Origin of the sequence: Sphingomonas sp. 3P27F8, assembly GCF_005502745.1 — a bacterium.
Classification (GTDB): Bacteria; Pseudomonadota; Alphaproteobacteria; order Sphingomonadales; family Sphingomonadaceae; genus Sphingomonas.
The window spans coordinates 89283-106492 of sequence record NZ_SCNL01000004.1; the positions used below are offsets into that span (position 1 = coordinate 89283).

General features: G+C 65.4%; 18 protein-coding genes. 13 read left to right on the forward strand and 5 right to left on the reverse strand.

Annotated elements, in window-relative coordinates; translation table 11 throughout:
* Window positions 1-10: 10 nt before the first annotated feature.
* The 8 genes from FFS35_RS06505 (at window position 11) to odhB (ending at window position 9208) form a co-directional block, all read left to right on the forward strand.
* Window positions 11-793: a succinate dehydrogenase iron-sulfur subunit gene (locus FFS35_RS06505; RefSeq protein ID WP_137786325.1), complete on the forward strand. Its 783-nt coding sequence runs from the start codon at window positions 11-13 to the stop codon at window positions 791-793.
* 88 nt (window positions 794-881) lie between these two features.
* Entirely contained in the window at window positions 882-1343 is a 462-nt protein-coding gene (locus FFS35_RS06510; RefSeq protein WP_137786326.1) for a PaaI family thioesterase, read from the forward strand.
* A 35-nt stretch (window positions 1344-1378) separates the two neighbouring features.
* A complete protein-coding gene (locus tag FFS35_RS06515) occupies window positions 1379-1642 on the forward strand; it encodes a hypothetical protein (protein ID WP_137786327.1) in 264 nt (87 codons plus the stop codon).
* Window positions 1639-2730 (forward strand): cell division protein ZapE, encoded by a 1092-nt coding sequence (zapE, locus tag FFS35_RS06520; protein ID WP_137786328.1) that lies wholly within the window; start codon window positions 1639-1641, stop codon window positions 2728-2730. Before FFS35_RS06515 ends, zapE begins: the two co-directional genes overlap by 4 nt.
* Window positions 2731-2915: 185 nt before the next feature.
* The gene (mdh, locus tag FFS35_RS06525; RefSeq protein ID WP_137786329.1) at window positions 2916-3878 is read left to right on the forward strand and encodes a malate dehydrogenase; all 963 of its coding nucleotides are present in this window, start codon (window positions 2916-2918) and stop codon (window positions 3876-3878) included.
* Window positions 3879-3963: 85 nt separating this feature from the next.
* A complete protein-coding gene (sucD, locus tag FFS35_RS06530; protein WP_137786330.1) occupies window positions 3964-4854 on the forward strand; it encodes a succinate--CoA ligase subunit alpha in 891 nt (296 codons plus the stop codon).
* Window positions 4855-4949: 95 nt separating this feature from the next.
* Window positions 4950-7916: a 2-oxoglutarate dehydrogenase E1 component gene (locus FFS35_RS06535; RefSeq protein WP_137786331.1), complete on the forward strand. Its 2967-nt coding sequence runs from the start codon at window positions 4950-4952 to the stop codon at window positions 7914-7916.
* Window positions 7917-7996: 80 nt separating this feature from the next.
* Window positions 7997-9208 carry a 2-oxoglutarate dehydrogenase complex dihydrolipoyllysine-residue succinyltransferase gene (gene odhB / locus FFS35_RS06540; protein WP_137786332.1) on the forward strand — a complete coding sequence of 404 codons (1212 nt, stop codon included), beginning with the start codon at window positions 7997-7999 and terminating at the stop codon, window positions 9206-9208.
* Between the two features lie 46 nt (window positions 9209-9254).
* Here the strand turns inward: odhB and FFS35_RS06545 are convergent, their stop codons facing one another.
* From FFS35_RS06545 to FFS35_RS06560, 4 genes are all read right to left on the reverse strand, one after another.
* The gene (locus FFS35_RS06545; RefSeq protein WP_137786333.1) at window positions 9255-9425 is read right to left on the reverse strand and encodes a Flp family type IVb pilin; all 171 of its coding nucleotides are present in this window, start codon (window positions 9423-9425) and stop codon (window positions 9255-9257) included.
* A 93-nt stretch (window positions 9426-9518) separates the two neighbouring features.
* Window positions 9519-10082 carry a DUF2141 domain-containing protein gene (locus FFS35_RS06550; RefSeq protein WP_171007542.1) on the reverse strand — a complete coding sequence of 188 codons (564 nt, stop codon included), beginning with the start codon at window positions 10080-10082 and terminating at the stop codon, window positions 9519-9521.
* A 62-nt stretch (window positions 10083-10144) separates the two neighbouring features.
* Entirely contained in the window at window positions 10145-10810 is a 666-nt protein-coding gene (locus FFS35_RS06555; protein ID WP_137786335.1) for a hypothetical protein, read from the reverse strand.
* A 2-nt stretch (window positions 10811-10812) separates the two neighbouring features.
* Complete coding sequence (locus FFS35_RS06560; protein ID WP_137786336.1) at window positions 10813-12051, reverse strand: TIGR04063 family PEP-CTERM/XrtA system glycosyltransferase; 1239 nt, start codon at window positions 12049-12051, stop codon at window positions 10813-10815.
* Here FFS35_RS06560 and FFS35_RS06565 point away from each other — a divergent pair.
* Together FFS35_RS06565 and FFS35_RS06570 are read left to right on the forward strand one after the other, a co-directional pair.
* Window positions 12044-12286 (forward strand): hypothetical protein, encoded by a 243-nt coding sequence (locus FFS35_RS06565; protein WP_137786337.1) that lies wholly within the window; start codon window positions 12044-12046, stop codon window positions 12284-12286. The two genes, FFS35_RS06560 and FFS35_RS06565, sit on opposite strands and share 8 nt — an antisense overlap.
* The gene (locus FFS35_RS06570) at window positions 12279-13640 is read left to right on the forward strand and encodes a putative O-glycosylation ligase, exosortase A system-associated (RefSeq protein ID WP_137786338.1); all 1362 of its coding nucleotides are present in this window, start codon (window positions 12279-12281) and stop codon (window positions 13638-13640) included. The genes FFS35_RS06565 and FFS35_RS06570 overlap by 8 nt, the downstream gene beginning before the upstream one ends.
* 6 nt (window positions 13641-13646) lie before the next feature.
* Here FFS35_RS06570 and FFS35_RS06575 read toward each other — a convergent pair whose 3' ends face one another.
* Entirely contained in the window at window positions 13647-14204 is a 558-nt protein-coding gene (locus FFS35_RS06575) for a type 1 glutamine amidotransferase domain-containing protein (RefSeq protein ID WP_137786339.1), read from the reverse strand.
* A gap of 110 nt (window positions 14205-14314) precedes the next feature.
* Here FFS35_RS06575 and FFS35_RS06580 point away from each other — a divergent pair, with 110 nt between their 5' ends.
* The 3 genes from FFS35_RS06580 (at window position 14315) to FFS35_RS06590 (ending at window position 17134) form a co-directional block, all read left to right on the forward strand.
* Window positions 14315-15319, forward strand: a complete 1005-nt coding sequence (locus FFS35_RS06580) for a DNA topoisomerase IB (protein WP_137786340.1) — start codon at window positions 14315-14317, stop codon at window positions 15317-15319.
* 13 nt (window positions 15320-15332) lie between these two features.
* Window positions 15333-16505, forward strand: a complete 1173-nt coding sequence (locus tag FFS35_RS06585; protein WP_137786341.1) for a mechanosensitive ion channel domain-containing protein — start codon at window positions 15333-15335, stop codon at window positions 16503-16505.
* A 194-nt stretch (window positions 16506-16699) separates the two neighbouring features.
* Window positions 16700-17134, forward strand: coding sequence for a MaoC family dehydratase (locus FFS35_RS06590; RefSeq protein ID WP_137786486.1), 435 nt, complete (start codon window positions 16700-16702; stop codon window positions 17132-17134).
* The last annotated feature ends 76 nt before the right edge of the window (window positions 17135-17210 follow it).

Below are 17210 nucleotides of genomic sequence, written 5' to 3' on the forward strand. Positions count from 1 at the left end.
GGGAAGAACGATGGCCGAATTCACCTTGCCCGCGAACAGCAAGATCAAAGGCGGACGGAAAATCCCGTCGCCGCAACCCGGCGGCAAGATGCGGAATTTCAAAATCTATCGCTACGATCCCGATTCGGGCGAAAACCCGCGCTACGACACATTCGAGGTAAACCTCGACGAATGTGGCCCGATGGTTCTCGATGCGCTCATCAAGATCAAGAGCGAGCAAGATTCTTCACTCACGTTCCGCCGCTCGTGCCGGGAAGGCATCTGTGGCTCCTGCTCGATGAACATCGACGGCAAGAACGGTCTCGCCTGCACTACCGCCATTGAGGACATGAAGGGTGAGGTGAAGATCACGCCGCTGCCGGCGATGGATGTTATCAAGGATCTCGTCCCTGATTTCACCCATTTCTATGCGCAATATGCGTCGATCACGCCGTGGCTGCAGACGGTTACGCCCCCGCCGGCCGGCAAGGAACGGCTCCAGTCGCCCGAGGATCGCGCCAAGCTTGATGGCATGTATGAGTGCATCCTGTGCGCCTGCTGCTCCACGTCGTGCCCGAGCTATTGGTGGAACAGTGACAAGTTCCTCGGCCCGGCGATCCTGTTGCAGGCGTATCGCTGGCTTGCCGACAGCCGCGACGAGATGACCGGCGAGCGCCTCGACGCGCTGGAAGATCCTTTCCGCCTCTATCGCTGCCACACGATCATGAATTGCGCCAACGCGTGCCCGAAGGGGCTGTCTCCGGCGCGGGCGATAGCAGAGATCAAGAAGATGGAAGCCGAACGGATCGTCTGATCCGGTTAGCGAATGGCGGGCCCCGACGCGTCCCGGGGCCGCCCCACTGGCCGGCTCGGGGCGATCCGGTCCCTGCCGGAATGACTCCATGACCGAACCCAAAACCGAATTTCTCTATGAGGAACATCCCGATCATCCAGGATGGATGCGCTGGGGGTTCAGGGATTCGACCCGATACAACGCTTTTCTCGGCGAAATGATCGTGCGGGTGGAGGATGGTCTGGCGCGCGTGCGGATGACGCCGGAGCGGCAGCATTCCAATCTTGCCGATGTCGTCCACGGCGGCGCGCTTTTGGGCTTTATCGACGTATCACTGTTCGCCGCCGCGCGCAGCTTCGGGCTGGTCGCTGCGGGCACGGCTGTAACGCTCGATCTCAACACGCACTTCATCGGTGCCGGCCGGATCGGCGAACCGCTGGAGGCCCGGGTCGAGCTGCTCCGCGAAACCCGGCGGCTGCTATTTCTCCGCGGGCTAGTGGTGCAGGGGGGCGCGGGAGAGGAAATAGCGGCCGAGTTCTCCGGTACGATCCGCAAGCCGAGCGCGCGCTGATCGCTCATCCGCCCCTGGCCGCGAAGCTCGCCGCGATGACTGGAGCAGAGGCGCATCCGTCGCTTGCCGCGCAGCTCGCCGCGACGATTGGCGCAGAGGCGCATCCGTCGCTTGCCGTGCAGGTCGCCGCGACGATTGGAGCAGAGGCTCACCAGCCCCTGGCCGCGCAGTTCGCCGCGATGACTGGAGCAGAGGCGCATCCGCCGCTTGCCGCGCAGCTTCCCGTTACGACTGGAGCGGAAGGCTCATCCGCACCCCCTGGCCGCGCAGCTCGCGGCGATGACTGGAGCAGACGTTGACTAAGGTTCTTTCCGCCTACGAAGCGCTCGTCGCCGCCGGTGAGCTGCGGCCGGACGCCCAGCAGGCCGCTGCCGCGCGCCGCCTCGACTCACTCGCCGCCGAACTTGAACATCCCAAGACGAAGGGCATTTTCCGTCGTCGCCCGATCGCACCGCGCGGCATATACATGTGGGGCGATGTCGGCCGCGGCAAATCCATGCTGATGGACCTGTTCTTCGCCAATGTGGCGGTTGAGCCAAAGCGTCGCGTTCATTTCGCCGAATTCATGCTGGAGGTGCACGGCCGCATCGCGATCGAGCGTCGCAAGGAACAGGGCGATCCGATCCTGCCGGTCGCACAGGCGCTCGCCGCGGAGGCCCGATTGCTGGCGTTCGACGAAATGATGGTGACCAATTCCCCGGATGCGATGATCCTTTCGCGGCTGTTCACCGCGTTGATCGAGGCGGGCGTCACGGTCGTCACCACCTCGAACCGCGCGCCGCGCGACCTCTACCGGGACGGCCTCAACCGCGAGCATTTCCTGCCCTTCATCGCGCTGATCGAACAGCGGCTCGACGTGCTTACCCTGAACGGGCCGATAGACTATCGCCGCGATCGGCTGGGCCAGCAGGATACGTGGCTCGTCCCCAACGGCGCCAAGGCGACCACCGAACTTTCCGCCGCCTTCTTCCGCCTGACCGACTATCCCCCCGAAGACAGCGGCCATGTGCCGAGCGAGGACATGGTGGTCCAGGGCCGGACGCTGCACGTTCCGAAATCGCTGAAGGGCGTCGCGGTGTTCAGCTTCAAGCGGCTGTGCGCGGAAGCGCGGGGCAGCGCCGATTACCTGGCGATCGCACGACGCTATCACACCGTCATCCTGGTCGGCATCCCGATCCTCGGCCCCGAAAACCGCAACGAGGCGGCGCGCTTCGTCAGCCTGATCGACGCGCTCTACGAGCACAAGGTGAAGCTGCTCGCCGCAGCCGATGCCGAGCCGGATCACCTCTACCCCGCAGGGGATGGTCGCTTCGAGTTCCAGCGCACCGTCAGCCGGCTGGAGGAGATGCGATCGGAGGAATATCTCGCCGCCGGGCACGGAAACTAGCCTTCGCAATGCCTGTTCCGTGCCGTGCCTGAGTTCAGGAGCGCCTGCCCGGGCGCTCTATTGATATTGCGAACTCTTTGCAGTAAATTCCTTAACCACCCGCCGTTATCGGGTTGCCCCAGGCTTCGGATGGGCGTAGGCGACCTTTCCATTCACGCCGCAACCCCTGACGGAAAGAGGATGGAATGGCCCGCAAGAAGATCGCGCTGATCGGCGCCGGAAATATCGGCGGCACGCTCGCGCATTTGGCAGCCCTGAAGGGCCTTGGTGATATCGTCCTTTTCGACGTGGTGGAGGGCGTGCCGCAGGGCAAGGCGCTTGATCTGTCGCAGTGCGGCCCGGTCGAGGGCTTCGACGCGAAGATCATCGGCACCAACGATTACAAGGATATCGCGGGCGCGGACGTCATCATCGTCACGGCCGGTGTCGCCCGCAAGCCGGGCATGAGCCGCGACGACCTGCTCGGCATCAATCTCAAGGTGATGAAGGCGGTCGGCGAAGGCATCAAGAACAACGCCCCCGACGCGTTCGTGATCTGCATCACCAATCCGCTGGACGCGATGGTGTGGGCGCTGCGCGAGTTTTCCGGGCTGCCGCACAACAAGGTGATCGGCATGGCCGGCGTGCTCGATTCGGCGCGCCTCAGCCATTTCCTGGCGGAGGAATTCGGCGTTTCGGTGAAGGACGTGAACACGTTCGTGCTCGGCGGCCACGGTGACACGATGGTGCCGGTGCTGGAATATTCGACCGTCAGCGGCATTCCGGTGAGCGATCTGATCGCGATGGGTTTCTCGACCAAGGAGAAGGTCGACGAGATCGTGAAGCGCACGCGCGGCGGCGGCGGCGAGATCGTCGCGCTGCTCAAGACCGGCTCGGCATATTATGCCCCGGCGACGAGCGGGATCGCGATGGCCGAAGCGTATCTGTTCGATCAGAAGCGCATCCTGCCGGCCGCCGCGCATCTTTCCGGCGAATATGGCGTGAACGATCTGTATGTCGGCGCACCGGTGCTGATCGGTGCGGGCGGCGTCGAGAAGATCGTCGAGGTGAAGCTGAGCGACGAAGCGAAGGCAAACCTTCAGGTCTCGGTCGATGCGGTCAAGGAACTGCTGGTCGCGTGCAAGGGCATCGACGAAACGCTGAAGTGATTTGCGCCCCCGCTACGGCGAGGAGGCATGGTTTTGAGATCCGGCCCGAACATCGGGCCGGTTTAAGGGTTTGATCGGAGAGCCAATGAGCATTCTCGTCGACAAGAACACGAAGGTCATCACGCAGGGGATGACCGGCAAGACCGGCACTTTCCATACGAAGGCGGCGCTTGATTACGGCACGCAGATGGTCGGCGGCGTCACCCCCGGCAAGGGCGGAACGACGCATGAGGAACTCGGCCTGCCGAACTTCGATACCGTGGCCGAAGCCGTCGCCAAGACCGGCGCGACGGCCAGCGTGATCTACGTGCCGCCGCCCTTCGCGGCGGATTCGATCCTGGAGGCGATCGACGCCGAAGTGCCGCTGATCGTCACGATCACCGAAGGCATTCCGGTGCTCGACATGGTGAAGGTGAAGCGCGCGCTTTCCGGCAGCAAATCCCGCCTGATCGGCCCGAACTGCCCCGGCGTGCTGACGCCCGGCGAGTGCAAGATCGGCATCATGCCGGGCAACATCTTCCGCAAGGGATCCGTCGGCGTCGTCTCGCGCTCCGGCACGCTCACCTACGAGGCGGTGTTCCAGACGTCGAACGCGGGCCTCGGGCAGACCACGGCTGTCGGCATCGGCGGCGATCCGGTGAACGGCACCAACTTCATCGACGTGCTCGAACTGTTCCTGGCGGACGACGCGACCGAATCGATCATCATGATCGGCGAGATCGGCGGATCTGCCGAAGAGGAAGCGGCGCAGTTCCTGCGCGACGAGGCGAAGCGCGGCCGCAAGAAGCCGATGGCCGGCTTCATCGCGGGCCGCACGGCGCCCCCGGGCCGCCGCATGGGCCATGCCGGCGCGATCGTCTCGGGCGGCCAGGGCGGCGCGGAAGACAAGATCGCGGCAATGGAAGCCGCCGGGATCAAGGTGGCGGCGAGCCCGAGCGAACTCGGCTCGACCCTGCTGGAAGTGTTGAAGGGCTGAATTGACATGGCAGGCCGCCTTCCCCGGCACGGTGCGGGGGAATCGGCGGCCTGGGGCTTCGGCAGCACCTGCCGGGCCGGCGGAGTGAAGTTGAAATGGGCTACGAAGGCCAGGATTTCTCGGATATCGCGGGCGGCGTATCGCCGGCGTTCATCGATGCGCTCTACGCGCGCTACAAGGTATCTCCTGACAGCGTGGAGCCGGGCTGGCGCTCATTCTTCGAGGGCCTCGAAGGCGCTGCTTCCGGCCCGTCGTGGGAAAGCGATCGCTGGCCGCTGAGCAGCACCGACGATCTGACCGCCGCGCTCGATCCGACCCAGATGGAGCCGGCGGCCAGGCCGGCCAAGGGCAAGCCCGCGGCCCCCGCCGAGGCTCCCGCCCCCAGCCAGGACGCGATCGTGAAGGCCGCCGCCGACGCGATCCGGGCGCAGATGCTGATCCGCACCTATCGCGTGCGTGGGCATCTGGCGTCGAACCTCGATCCGCTCGCCCTCTCCGGCCTGCGCGAGCTGCCGGCCGATCTCACCACTGAATATCACGGCTTCTCGAACGCCGATCTCGACCGGCCGGTCTATCTTGGCGGCACGCTGGGCCTGCAATGGGCGACGGTGCGCGAGATCGTCGACACGCTGCGCGCGAATTATTGCGGCAACGTCGGCCTCGAATATATGCACATCGCCGATGTGGACGAGCGCCGCTTCCTCCAGGAGCGCATGGAGGGCAAGGACAAGGCGATCCAGTTCACCCCCGACGGCAAGAAGGCGATCCTCAACAAGGTGATCGAGGCCGAGCAGTGGGAGCGCTTTCTCGGCAAGAAATATGTCGGCACCAAGCGCTTCGGCCTCGATGGCGGCGAGAGCATGATCCCGGCGCTGGAAAGCGTCATCAAATATGGCGGCCAGATGGGCGTCAACGAGATCGTGTTCGGCATGGCCCATCGCGGCCGCCTCAACGTGCTCGCCAATGTGCTTGGCAAGCCGCTGCGCGTGATCTTCCACGAATTCGCCGGCGGATCGGCCAACCCCGATGACATCGGCGGATCGGGCGACGTGAAATACCACCTCGGCACCTCCACCGATCGCGAATTCGACGGCATCAAGGTGCACATGTCGCTCGTCGCCAATCCGTCTCACCTCGAGGCGGCGGACCCGGTGGTGCTGGGCAAGACACGCGCGATCCAGACCATCGCGAAGGATCTCGACGAGCATTCCCGATCACTTCCGGTGCTGATCCACGGCGACGCCGCGTTCGCGGGCCAGGGCATCGTGTGGGAGTGCCTCGGCTTCTCCGGCATCCGCGGCTACAATACCGGCGGCTGCATCCATTTCGTCATCAACAACCAGATCGGCTTCACGACGAGCCCGCAGTTCGCGCGCTCCTCGCCCTATCCCTCGGATGTGGCGAAGGGCGTGCAGGCACCGATCTTCCATGTGAACGGCGACGATCCCGAAGCCGTCACCTTCGCGTGCAAGATGGCGATCGAATACCGCCAGACATTCCACCGCGACGTGGTGATCGACATGTGGTGCTATCGCCGCTTCGGCCACAACGAGGGCGACGAGCCGAGCTTCACGCAGCCGCTGATGTACAAGGCGATCCGCAGCCACGCGCCGGTGAGCGAGATATACGGCCGGCGCCTGATCGCCGAGAAGGTGGTCGATCAGGCATGGGTCGACGAGAACGTCAAGCAGTTCACCACCCTGCTCGAAGGCGAGTTCGAGGCGGGGGCGAGCTACAAGCCGAACAAGGCGGACTGGTTCGCCGGCCGCTGGTCAGGCCTGTCCGCGCCCGCCGATCCCGAAACCGCGCGACGCATCGCCGACACCGCGATCGAACCCAAGCTGTTCGACGCGATCGGCCGGCTGCTGACCACCGTTCCCGACACGATCGCGATCCACAAGACGCTCGCCCGCGTGCTTGACGCCAAGCGCGAGATGTTCCGATCGGGCGAGAATTTCGACTGGGCGACCGGCGAGGCGCTGGCCTATGGTTCGCTGCTCTCCGAAGGCTATGGCGTGCGCCTTTCCGGGCAGGATTCCGGGCGCGGCACCTTCTCGCAGCGCCATGCGGTGTGGGTCGATCAGAACGACGAGCACAAATACGTCCCGCTCGCGCAGGTCGAGCATGGCGATTTCGAGGTGCTGGACAGCCCGCTGTCCGAATATGGCGTGCTTGGCTTCGAATATGGCTATGCGCTCGCCGATCCCAAGACGCTGGTGCTGTGGGAGGCGCAGTTCGGCGATTTCGTCAACGGCGCCCAGATCATGATCGACCAGTTCATCGCATCGGGCGAGGCGAAATGGCTGCGCGCCAACGGCCTCGTGATGCTGTTGCCGCACGGCTATGAAGGCCAGGGGCCGGAGCACAGCTCCGCGCGCCCCGAACGCTTCCTCCAGCTTTGCGCGGGCGACAACATGCAGGTCGCCAATTGCACCACGCCGGCGAATTATTTCCACCTGCTCCGGCGGCAGATGCATCGCCCGTTCCGCAAGCCGCTGATCGTGTTCACGCCGAAATCGCTGCTGCGTCACAAGATGGCGGTATCGAGCGCCGCGGATTTCCAGGGCGACAGCCACTTCCGCCGCATTCTTTCCGATCCGTCGGCGCCGGCGGACGCGGAAACGACCCGGCTGGTGCTGTGCACCGGCAAGGTGGCCTATGACCTGATCGAGGCGCGCGATGCGGAGGGCGACCAGCACACCCAGATCGTGCGCGTGGAGCAACTCTACCCCTTCCCCGGAGACGCGCTGGCGGCACGCATCGCACGGATGCCGAACCTGAAAGAGGTGATCTGGGCACAGGAGGAGCCGCGCAACAACGGTTACTGGTTCTTCGTCGAGCCGTATATCGAACAGGCGCTCATCAAGGCCGACGCGCCCGTGAAGCGTCCGCGCTACGCAGGCCGCACCGCCGCCGCTTCCCCGGCGACCGGCCTCATGAAGCGCCACCAGGCCGAACAGGGCGCGCTGGTCGCCGATGCGCTCGGCCACAATGTTCGCGAAGAAATCCGCCGTACCCGCGAGGGCGATTCGGCGAAGAAAGCCGGCAAATCCGGCGCGTGATGTTCGTTGCTCCGGCGCTTGCCGCCGGAGCCTCACAGTGACAGCAAGATTCCTGCTCAGGCAGGGATGACGAGGTAGAGATGGCAACCGAAGTTCTGGTCCCCACGCTGGGCGAATCGATCACCGAAGCGACGCTGGGCGAATGGCTCAAGCAACCCGGCGACAAGGTGGCGGTGGACGAGCCGATCGCCAGCCTGGAAACCGACAAGGTTTCGGTCGAGGTGCCCTCGCCCGTCGCCGGCATCCTCGGCCAGCATGCCGTGCAGGTCGGCGATACCGTGCAGGTCGGCGCGATGATCGCGACGGTCGAGGCCGGCGGCGGCGCTGCGGCTGCACCAGCCGCGCCCGCTGCGACACCGGCTGCCCCGGCCCCGGCCCCGAGCACCGCCGAGCCGGGCAATACGCCCGCGGCCCTCTCCCCGTCCGTGCGCCGCGCGGTGCTGGAACATGGCGTCGATCCCGCGACGATCCGCGGCACCGGCAAGGACGGCCGCCTGACGAAGGAAGACGTCGCCGCCGCCGCCACCGCCAAGGCGCCGACCCCGGCCGTGGCCGAGGCGCCCGTCACCCCGTCGGTCGCCGCCTCCGCGGGCCGCAAGGAAGAGCGCGTGCGCATGACGCGCTTGCGCCAGACGATCGCGAAGCGCCTGAAGGAAGCGCAGAACACCGCCGCGATGCTGACGACGTTCAACGATGTCGATATGACCGCGGTGATCGAGGCGCGCGCCAGGTACAAGGATCTGTTCGAGAAAAAGCATGGCGTCCGCCTGGGCTTCATGGGCTTCTTCGTGAAGGCCGCGACGATGGCCCTGAAGGACATTCCGTCGGTCAATGCCTCGATCGAGGGCGACGAGATCGTCTATCACGATTATGCCGATATTTCGGTGGCGGTGAGCGCGCCAAACGGCCTCGTCGTGCCGGTGATCCGCGATGCCGACCAGCTATCGGTGGCCGGCATCGAAAAGACGATCGGCGATTTCGGGCGCCGCGCCAAGGACGGCACGCTCAAGATGGACGAGATGAAGGGCGGCACCTTCACGATCTCGAACGGCGGCGTGTTCGGCTCGCTGATGTCCACCCCGATCATCAATCCGCCGCAGTCCGCCGTGCTGGGCCTGCACCGGATCGAGGATCGCCCCGTGGTGCGCGACGGCCAGGTCGTGGTACGTCCGATGATGTACCTCGCGCTCAGCTACGATCATCGCCTGATCGACGGCCGGGAGGCGGTGACCTTCCTCGTCGCGCTCAAGAACGCGATGGAAGACCCGACGCGGATTCTGATCGACCTGTGATCCGTAAGTCGCCGGCGCTGCGAGGGGCCGGCGGCTTATACGCAGCCTAGGTTGCCTTCATGTTCGACGAGACGTTGTTGAACGTCACGGAAAGCTGGTTGCCGAGTGCCTGCATCCCGGCGATCCCGGCGACCGCAATGAGCGCCGCGATCAGGCCATATTCTATCGCAGTGGCTCCACGAACGTTTCCGGCCAATTTGCGCACGTGCAACTCCATCTGTCTGCCGCCCCGATGGAGCGGTAGCGCCCGCGCGATTGTTCAACTTTTAAGATCACCATCAGTAAAAATACTGCGCGGAAGACGGCGGCCTTATCTCGCGGAGGAAGCGATCTGGCGGGGGGACAGGCGTTCTCGACCTGTTTCGCTGAGCGGCTTGAGCGACGTACCGCTCAGATACATCATCGTCACCGAAATCTCGGTGACGCCCTGCCCCACCCTCACCACCGTCTGCTTGGGCGACGGCTTGCGGCCGAAGATAAAGTCCCAGATCGTCACGCGCGGGTTGCCGGAGGCACCGCCGCCGTCCGCGCGATCGGTCTGATTGTTGGCATTGGCATCATGGCGCACGTCGATCGCGTAATTGCCGGGCGCGGCGACCGGCATGCAGACACGGATCGGCTCCACGCGGGGGGTGGGGATTTCAACCTTGGTCTGCCACTTGGTCTTGTCGAACCAGGTGGACGTCGCGCCACCGAAGGTACGCACCCGCACGGTGCCGAGCCTGTTCTTCAAACCGGTGATATCGACGAGGATCGCCGGACCGCCGCCCGGCGCGCAATGCGCGGCATCCGGGCCAAGGATCGGTGTTTCCGCCGCCGCCGGTGTCGCGGAAGCCAGTATTGCGGCGCACACCGCCGCTGAACGATAGACCATCATGCCGCCGTAAATGACAGTTGCGACGGTTTTGAGGCAATATGCGGCGTAATCGCGAGTTGTCAGTTCGCCGCCAGCTTGCGTAGCGCGCCAAGCGTATCGTCCAGCCCCTGCCCGCCAGACCGCGCCATCGCGCGCCGGCTTGCGCCGCGCTCCAGCCGCTCCAGCAACGTGGCGATCGAGGCGGCGGGCTGAGCGACGACCTCGCTCGCGCCGGGCAATGGGAAGGTTTCGAACCAATCCTCGCGCGCCGCCTTGGTGGACCGGGCAGACGCCTCCGCCAGCGGGGCGACCGGCCGCACCGGCACGCGCGGCACCGCCGGCAACGCATCAGGATCGAACGCGGCGAGCGGCTGATCGAGATCGGCCGGCAATGGCGCGCCAAGCTCGCTGCGCGCCGCGATCGGGCGGCAAGCCGGCGCATCGGGGTGGGCATCCGCACGGCGCACCGGCGGTGTCATGCCCAGCCGGGTCGCCCGGCGTGGTCCGCGCGCAGACAGCGCAGGCGCAAGAAGCGGCGCAAGCCCGAGGATCGCGATCACCCCGCCCGCCGCCAGCGCAAGCAACGTCCGCCCGGTCACGCCGATCGGCGGGGCAGCGGCAGGCACCAGCACCGCCAGACGCAGCCGACCGATCGCCATATCCAGCATCCATGCCGGCGCGGCGGCGATCAGGCCAGCCGCCACCAATCCCAGCGCGAGAAACAAAAACGGGACAATCTTGCGCACATTCATGTGCTTAGGGGGGAGGTTTGCGACCATGACTCGTCCATACACGCGGCTTTGACCAGCCGTTGGTAAACCGGTTCGTAACGCGAAACATTTGACAACCAGTTACGCTCCGCCGCCACAAACTCGCGCGCGCGCTTGCGCCGGACATCCCATTCGCTCCGCTCCGCGAGCAGCCCGGCAAGCGCCGCTGCGATCGCCGCCGGATCGTCCGCGGCGAACAGGGTGCCGGTCTCGCCGTCGCGAATCAACTCACGGTGGCCGCCGACATCGGACGCGGCCACCAGCCGCCCCTGCGCCATCGCCTCAAGCGGTTTGAGCGGCGTGACGAGATCGGTGAGCCGCATCTTCTTGCGTGGATAGGCGAGCACCTCGACAATGCCATAGTAACGCTCGACCTGATCGTGCGGCACACGCCCGACGAAGCGGATGCGCCCGGCTGCCGGAGAGGCTGCCGCCTGCGCGCGCAATTGCGCCTCCATCGGCCCGCCGCCGACCAGCAGCAGCTGCGCCCGCGGCCGCGCCGCCAGGAGCATCGGCATCGCGGCGATCAGATCATCCAGCCCCTCGTAATCGTAGAAGCTGCCGATGAAGCCGATCGTGTCTCCTTCCAGCCCCAGTTCAGCCGCGAGCGCATCATCACGCGGCCCCGGCGCGCCGAACAGCCCGAGATCGACGCCGTTGGGAGACACCAGGATCTTTCCCGGATCGATCCCGCGCGCGATCAGATCGCCGCGCAGCCCCTCGCAGATTACCGCCACCGCATCGGCGCGCCGCACCGCCCACGTCTCCAGCGCGCGCGTGGCCCGGTAACGTGCCGAACCCTCACGCCCGGTGCCGTTGCCGACGGCCGCATCTTCCCAGAACGCCCGGATCTCATACACCAGCGGCAACCGGCGGCGGCGCGCGACGTGCCACGCCGCCAGCGCGCCAAGCACCGGCGAATGGGCGTGAAGCACATCCGGCCTGAACTGTTCGACCACGGCATCGATGCGCCGCGCGAAGGCGGCGATTTCCGACAATTCCCCGATCGGCGCGGGCAGCGCGCGTGGCGGCACGGTGCGATGAAAATCGATGCCGTCGATGTGCTCGAACGGCGCGTCCGTCGCGCCCTGCCGCGGCCCCGTGACCGCCGCCACTTCCCAGCCGCGCCCGATCTGCGCGGTGAGGATCGCCCGCGTACGAAATGTATAGCCGCTGTGCAGCGGCAGCCCATGATCGAGAACGTGAAGGATGCGCATTGCGCGCCGCACTGCCACACGATCGCTTAACGCCGCGTCAACCGCATCCGCGCTAGGGCTCCACGATACGGGCAATGATGCGGGGCATGCGCCGATGATCGACAATTTCGCGCTGGGCCTGACGCATGGGCTGATGCTGCTGGCAGCGTTTCTGCTGCTGCGCCGCCCCGAGCTCGATCGCGAGCCGTCGCCGCGTGATGACGCGCCGCGCAAGGGGCGTCGCCCGCGTGCGTGATCTGGCGTTCATCGGGTTTCTCGTCGCGCTGCTCGGCATGGGGCTGCGCAAGCCGTTCCTGTTCGTGCTCGCCTATGTCTATATCGATATCGTCTCGCCGCAGCGGTTGACGTACATGCTGCTCAACAGCGTGCCGATCTCATTGATCGCCGTGGCGCTGGCGGTCGGCGGGTGGCTGATCTTCGATGACAAGCGCGATTCCCGGTTCGCCCCGCGCCAGGCGCTGATCCTGTTGCTGATGCTCTATTGCGGGATCACCACGCGCACCGCAGATTTCCCGGCCGAGGCGCTGGAGAAATGGGATTGGGTGTGGAAAGCGCTGATCTTCGCCGCTTTCTTGCCGCTCACACTGCGCACGCGGCTGCGGATCGAAGCGCTTCTGCTGTTCATGACCCTCTCCGCCGCATCGATCATCATCGTCGGCGGGATTAAAACGCTGGCGTCGGGCGGCGGCTATGGCGAGCTGAACCTGATGGTCGCCAACAATTCCGGGCTGTATGAGGGCAGCATCATATCGGCGGTGGCGATCTGCCTGATACCGATCGTCCTGTGGCTGGCGCGATACGGCACGCTGTTCGGCACCGATTGGCGGGTGAAGGCCTTCGCCGCCGGCCTCGCCTTCGCCTGCCTGCTGATACCGGTCGGCACGTCGGCGCGCACGGGCCTGTTGTGCATCGCGCTGCTCGCCGTGCTGACGTTGCGCGAGGTGAAGCGGCGGATGCTCTACCTTGCCGCGCTGGGGCTGGCCGCGGTAATCGCGGTGCCGTTCCTGCCCTCGGCGTTCAGCGACCGGATGGCGACGATCAAGACCTACCAGGCGGACGAATCCGCCTCGACGCGCCTAGCGGTATGGCAATGGACATGGGACTATGCGAAGACGCACCCGTTCGGCGGCGGCTTCAACGCCTATATCCAGAACCGCATCCGTTATGACACCGTGGCAGTGAAGGGATCGGGCGCTTCGACCACGCTCCAGCGCAATCTGACGGTGGACAAGAGCCGCGCCTATCACTCCAGCTATTTCGAGATGCTCGGCGAACAGGGCTATCCCGGCCTTGCGCTGTGGCTGCTCATCAGCGTGATCGGCATCGTGCGGATGGAAGTGTTGCGGCGTCGGTTCCGCGACGGCGAGCTGGCGTGGGGCGGCGCGCTCGCGGGGGCGTTGCAGCACGCGCATCTGATCTATCTGCTCGGGGGCGCTTTCGTCGGGATCGCGTTCCAACCGTTCATCTACATGCTGATCGGCGCGCAGATCGGGCTGGACTCCTATCTGGCGCGCCGGCGTGCCGAAACGAACTGGCGGCCGGCGTTCCGCAAAACGGAAGCACCGGCCGCCTTGTTCATGGCGGGCTGATCGCGCTCAATCGGCGCTTTCCAGCTCATCGGTCAACGCCTTGAGGATCGCGCGATTGAACGCGGGGATATCGTCGGGCTTGCGGCTGGTGATGAGATTGCGGTCAACCACCACCTCCTCATCGACCACCTGCCCGCCGGCGTTGGTGAGGTCGGTGCGAACCGAAGGCCAGCTCGTCACCCGGCGCCCGTCAACGACATCCGCTTCCACGAGCAACCACGGGCCGTGGCAGATCGCCGCGACGATCTTGTCATCATCCATGAATTCCCCGACGATCTCGATCGCGCGCTCCTGCAGGCGCATCTTGTCCGGATTGGCAAGGCCGCCCGGCAGCACCAGCGCATCGTAATCCTCGCTGTCGACATCCTCCAGCGTCAGATCCGGGGTGATCGTGCGCGTTGCCTTCTCGTCGTTCTTCACGCCCTGGATCGGATCGGTCTTTATCGACGCGAGCGTAACCTTGACGCCTGCGTCGAGCAGCGCCTGGCGCGGATCAAACAGCTCGGAATCCTCGAAACCGTCGGTCGCGAGCATCAGAACATGGGTATCGGAAAGTTCGGTCATCGCGGCACTCCGTTGGCGTTGCTTCGCCTCCCAAACCCCCGCCCTCACCCTATCGTTCCGGAACCCCGCGACGAACCGCGCATTGGATCGGTCATTGCGAAAGAGGACCGATGGCCGCCAAGAAAATCGTCTATTGCGATGACAGTGCTCCCGGGATCACCCGGCGTCTGATACGCGGTCGCTGGGGATATTGGACGGCGAAAGGCGAGCGGATCACCGATCGGGACGAGATCGACCGGCTGAACGCCATCGCGCTGCCGCCCGCCTATACCAACGCCTGGTTCTGCCCACGGCCAAATGGCCATATCCAGGCGATCGGCTGGGACGAGAAGGGCCGCAAGCAATATCGCTACCACACCGATTTTCGTGAGGCGCAGGATGCCGCGAAATATGAGCGCTGCGCGGAATTCGGCCTGGCTCTCCCCCTGCTGCGCAAACGCGTCGCAGCGGACCTGCGCAAACGCGCGATGTCGCGCGAGCGCGCCGTGGCAGCAGTGGTTCGGCTGCTGGATCAGACGCATATCCGCGTCGGCAACGAAGCCTATGCCAAGGCCAACCGCAGCTTCGGCGCGACCACGCTGCGCAAGCGCCACGTGCGGGTGAAGGGCGCCACCGTGCGGCTGCGCTTTCGCGGCAAGGGCGGCGTGGAGCGCGAATGCTCTCTCACCGATCGTGCGCTCGCGCGTTTCGTGCGCGCCTGTCAGGATCTGAGCGGCCAGCAACTGTTCACCTGGCTCGACGAGGCCGGTGAGGCGCATCCCGTCACCTCGTCGGACGTCAATGCCTATATCCGCGCGGCGACGGGCGAGGATTTCACCGCCAAGCATTTCCGCACCTGGGGCGCGAGCGTCGTCGCTTTCGAGGCGCTGGCCACCGCCGAGCGCGACCTCAGCCTCAAATCCATGCTAGAGCCGGTGACGCGCCAGCTTGGCAACACGCCCGCGATAGCGCGCAAATCCTATGTTCACCCCGCGCTGATCGGCCTGGTGCGCAATGGGCAGGCCGCGTTCCGCAAGGCCTTGCGCATGCCCCGCAAGACACGCCACTTGAGCCGCATCGAGCGCGGCCTCATTGCGTTCCTCGAAACCGGAGCGCCGGCCGCGATCGCGGCCTGATAAAGGAAGACGGATGAGTAGTAACAGCAGCGCGGCGAAAGCGCCCGTCCTGCCCCGGCATAATCTGGATGCGCAGCTGCGCGCGCTCTACGAATCCAGCGCGGAGTGGATCGCGACCAACTGGCTCCAGATCGCGATCGCGATCGCGATCGGCCTTGCCATTGCCGCCTTCCTGATGTGGGTACGCAAATTCGGCCCGAAGCTTGCGACGCGCAGCAAATCCGGAAAGGGCTGGCCGGCAGTGTTCGGGCGCGCCATTCAGCGCACCGGCAACCTCTTCATCGCTTTGCTCGCCGCCAAGCTCGTCTCGGGCTATGCGGACGCACCCCGCCCAGTCGCCTCGACGATCAACTTCCTGTTCACCATCGTCGCGGTTTTCCAGAGCGCCGTCTGGGCACGCGAGGTTATTATCGGCGCGATCGAGCGGCGCGCGCGCTCGGATCATTATTCCGGCGAGGCGCTGGTCAGCGCGATGGGACTGATCCGAGTGCTCGTCAGCTTCGCGGTGTTCGCGATCGCGCTGATCGTGGTGCTGGACAATCTCGGCGTGAATGTCACCGGCCTCGTCGCCGGCCTCGGCGTCGGCGGCATCGCGATCGGTTTGGCCGCGCAGGGCATTTTCGCCGACCTGTTTGCCGCGCTCGCGATCATCTTCGACAGGCCGTTCCGGCGCGGCGATGCGATCGCCTATGACCAGTCGACCGGCACCGTCGAAGAGATCGGCCTCAAATCCACCCGTATCCGCGGCACCAGCGGCGAAGAGCGGATCATCTCCAACCGCAAGCTGCTCGACAAGGAAATCCTCAACAACACGCGCCGCTCGTTCCGGCGCACAACCTTCACCCTGGGTGTCGCCTATGAGACGCCCGTGGAAAAGCTCCGGCAGTTCCCCGACCTCGCGAAGGGCGTGGTCGAGGCGAGCGGCCTCGTCTTCGTCCGTTGCGGCTTCAAGAGTTTCGGCGCGTCGAGCCTCGATTTCGATATCGAGTTCGACAGCGAATCGGCCGATTTCGGCGCAGCCTTCCAGGGACGCCACGATGTCGGCGTCGGCTTGCTGAAAATGTGCGCGGAACAGGGCATATCGATTCCCTATCCGACTCAGACCACGCTTACCGCCGCGCCGGATGGCACGCTCATCATGCCCTATCCGCCCGAACCGGATGCCGCGCGACCGGCGACCGGTTGAGCGCGCGAAGCCATGCTTACGCTACGGATTTCGAATGTCGGGTTCGTAAATCACATGCGGAAACGCGGGATCGCCCGAGTATCTTCATGCTTGCGGTTCGCGGGCCTTGCGGCGGTGGCGGTTACGCGCCTAGAGGGAACCGATCGCGCCTCGGCGCAGGTGAACCTTACGGAGGGACCGTGAACGCGGACGAAATGAAAGCCAGCATCGGCAAGGAAACCGTGTCCGACTGGATCGAGGTTTCGCAGGACATGATAAACAAGTTCGCCGACGCGACCGGCGATCACCAGTTCATCCATGTCGACCCGGAACGCGCCAAGCAGACGCCGTTCGGCACGACGATCGCGCACGGCTTCCTCACGCTGTCGCTGCTGCCGCTGATCGCCGCGAAGAATGCCGACGCTCCACGCCTCGACGGGGTGAAGATGGGCGTCAACTACGGCGGCAACAAAGTACGCTTCCTCGCGCCCGTGCCTTCCGGCTCGCGCGTTCGCGGCCGATCCAAGATCACCGAGTTCGATGAAAAGCGCCCGGGCCAGTTCCAGTATACCACCGAAACGACGGTGGAGATCGAGGGTTCGGAGAAGCCGGCGATGATCGCCGAGTGGATCACGCAGATTTTCGTCTGATCCCCATGCCCGGAGATGGCCCGGCTCCGGCCGGCCGCTGAGAATGCCCTCCCCAGGCACGTCGATACTTCAGGAG

Excerpts from the sequence above, each read along its gene's own strand:
- odhB (WP_137786332.1), top strand. The coding sequence starts at position 7,997 with ATGGCAACCGAAGTTCTGGTCCCCACGCTGGGCGAATCGATCACCGAA.
- FFS35_RS06575 (WP_137786339.1), bottom strand. The coding sequence starts at position 14,204 with ATGACCGAACTTTCCGATACCCATGTTCTGATGCTCGCGACCGACGGT.
- FFS35_RS06550 (WP_171007542.1), bottom strand. The coding sequence starts at position 10,082 with ATGGTCTATCGTTCAGCGGCGGTGTGCGCCGCAATACTGGCTTCCGCG.
- FFS35_RS06515 (WP_137786327.1), top strand. The coding sequence starts at position 1,379 with ATGACTGGAGCAGAGGCGCATCCGTCGCTTGCCGCGCAGCTCGCCGCG.
- sucD (WP_137786330.1), top strand. The coding sequence starts at position 3,964 with ATGAGCATTCTCGTCGACAAGAACACGAAGGTCATCACGCAGGGGATG.
- FFS35_RS06580 (WP_137786340.1), top strand. The coding sequence starts at position 14,315 with ATGGCCGCCAAGAAAATCGTCTATTGCGATGACAGTGCTCCCGGGATC.
- FFS35_RS06535 (WP_137786331.1), top strand. The coding sequence starts at position 4,950 with ATGGGCTACGAAGGCCAGGATTTCTCGGATATCGCGGGCGGCGTATCG.
- FFS35_RS06510 (WP_137786326.1), top strand. The coding sequence starts at position 882 with ATGACCGAACCCAAAACCGAATTTCTCTATGAGGAACATCCCGATCAT.
- FFS35_RS06565 (WP_137786337.1), top strand. The coding sequence starts at position 12,044 with ATGCGCATTGCGCGCCGCACTGCCACACGATCGCTTAACGCCGCGTCA.
- FFS35_RS06505 (WP_137786325.1), top strand. The coding sequence starts at position 11 with ATGGCCGAATTCACCTTGCCCGCGAACAGCAAGATCAAAGGCGGACGG.
- FFS35_RS06560 (WP_137786336.1), bottom strand. The coding sequence starts at position 12,051 with ATGCGCATCCTTCACGTTCTCGATCATGGGCTGCCGCTGCACAGCGGC.
- FFS35_RS06585 (WP_137786341.1), top strand. The coding sequence starts at position 15,333 with ATGAGTAGTAACAGCAGCGCGGCGAAAGCGCCCGTCCTGCCCCGGCAT.
- FFS35_RS06545 (WP_137786333.1), bottom strand. The coding sequence starts at position 9,425 with ATGGAGTTGCACGTGCGCAAATTGGCCGGAAACGTTCGTGGAGCCACT.
- FFS35_RS06590 (WP_137786486.1), top strand. The coding sequence starts at position 16,700 with ATGAAAGCCAGCATCGGCAAGGAAACCGTGTCCGACTGGATCGAGGTT.
- mdh (WP_137786329.1), top strand. The coding sequence starts at position 2,916 with ATGGCCCGCAAGAAGATCGCGCTGATCGGCGCCGGAAATATCGGCGGC.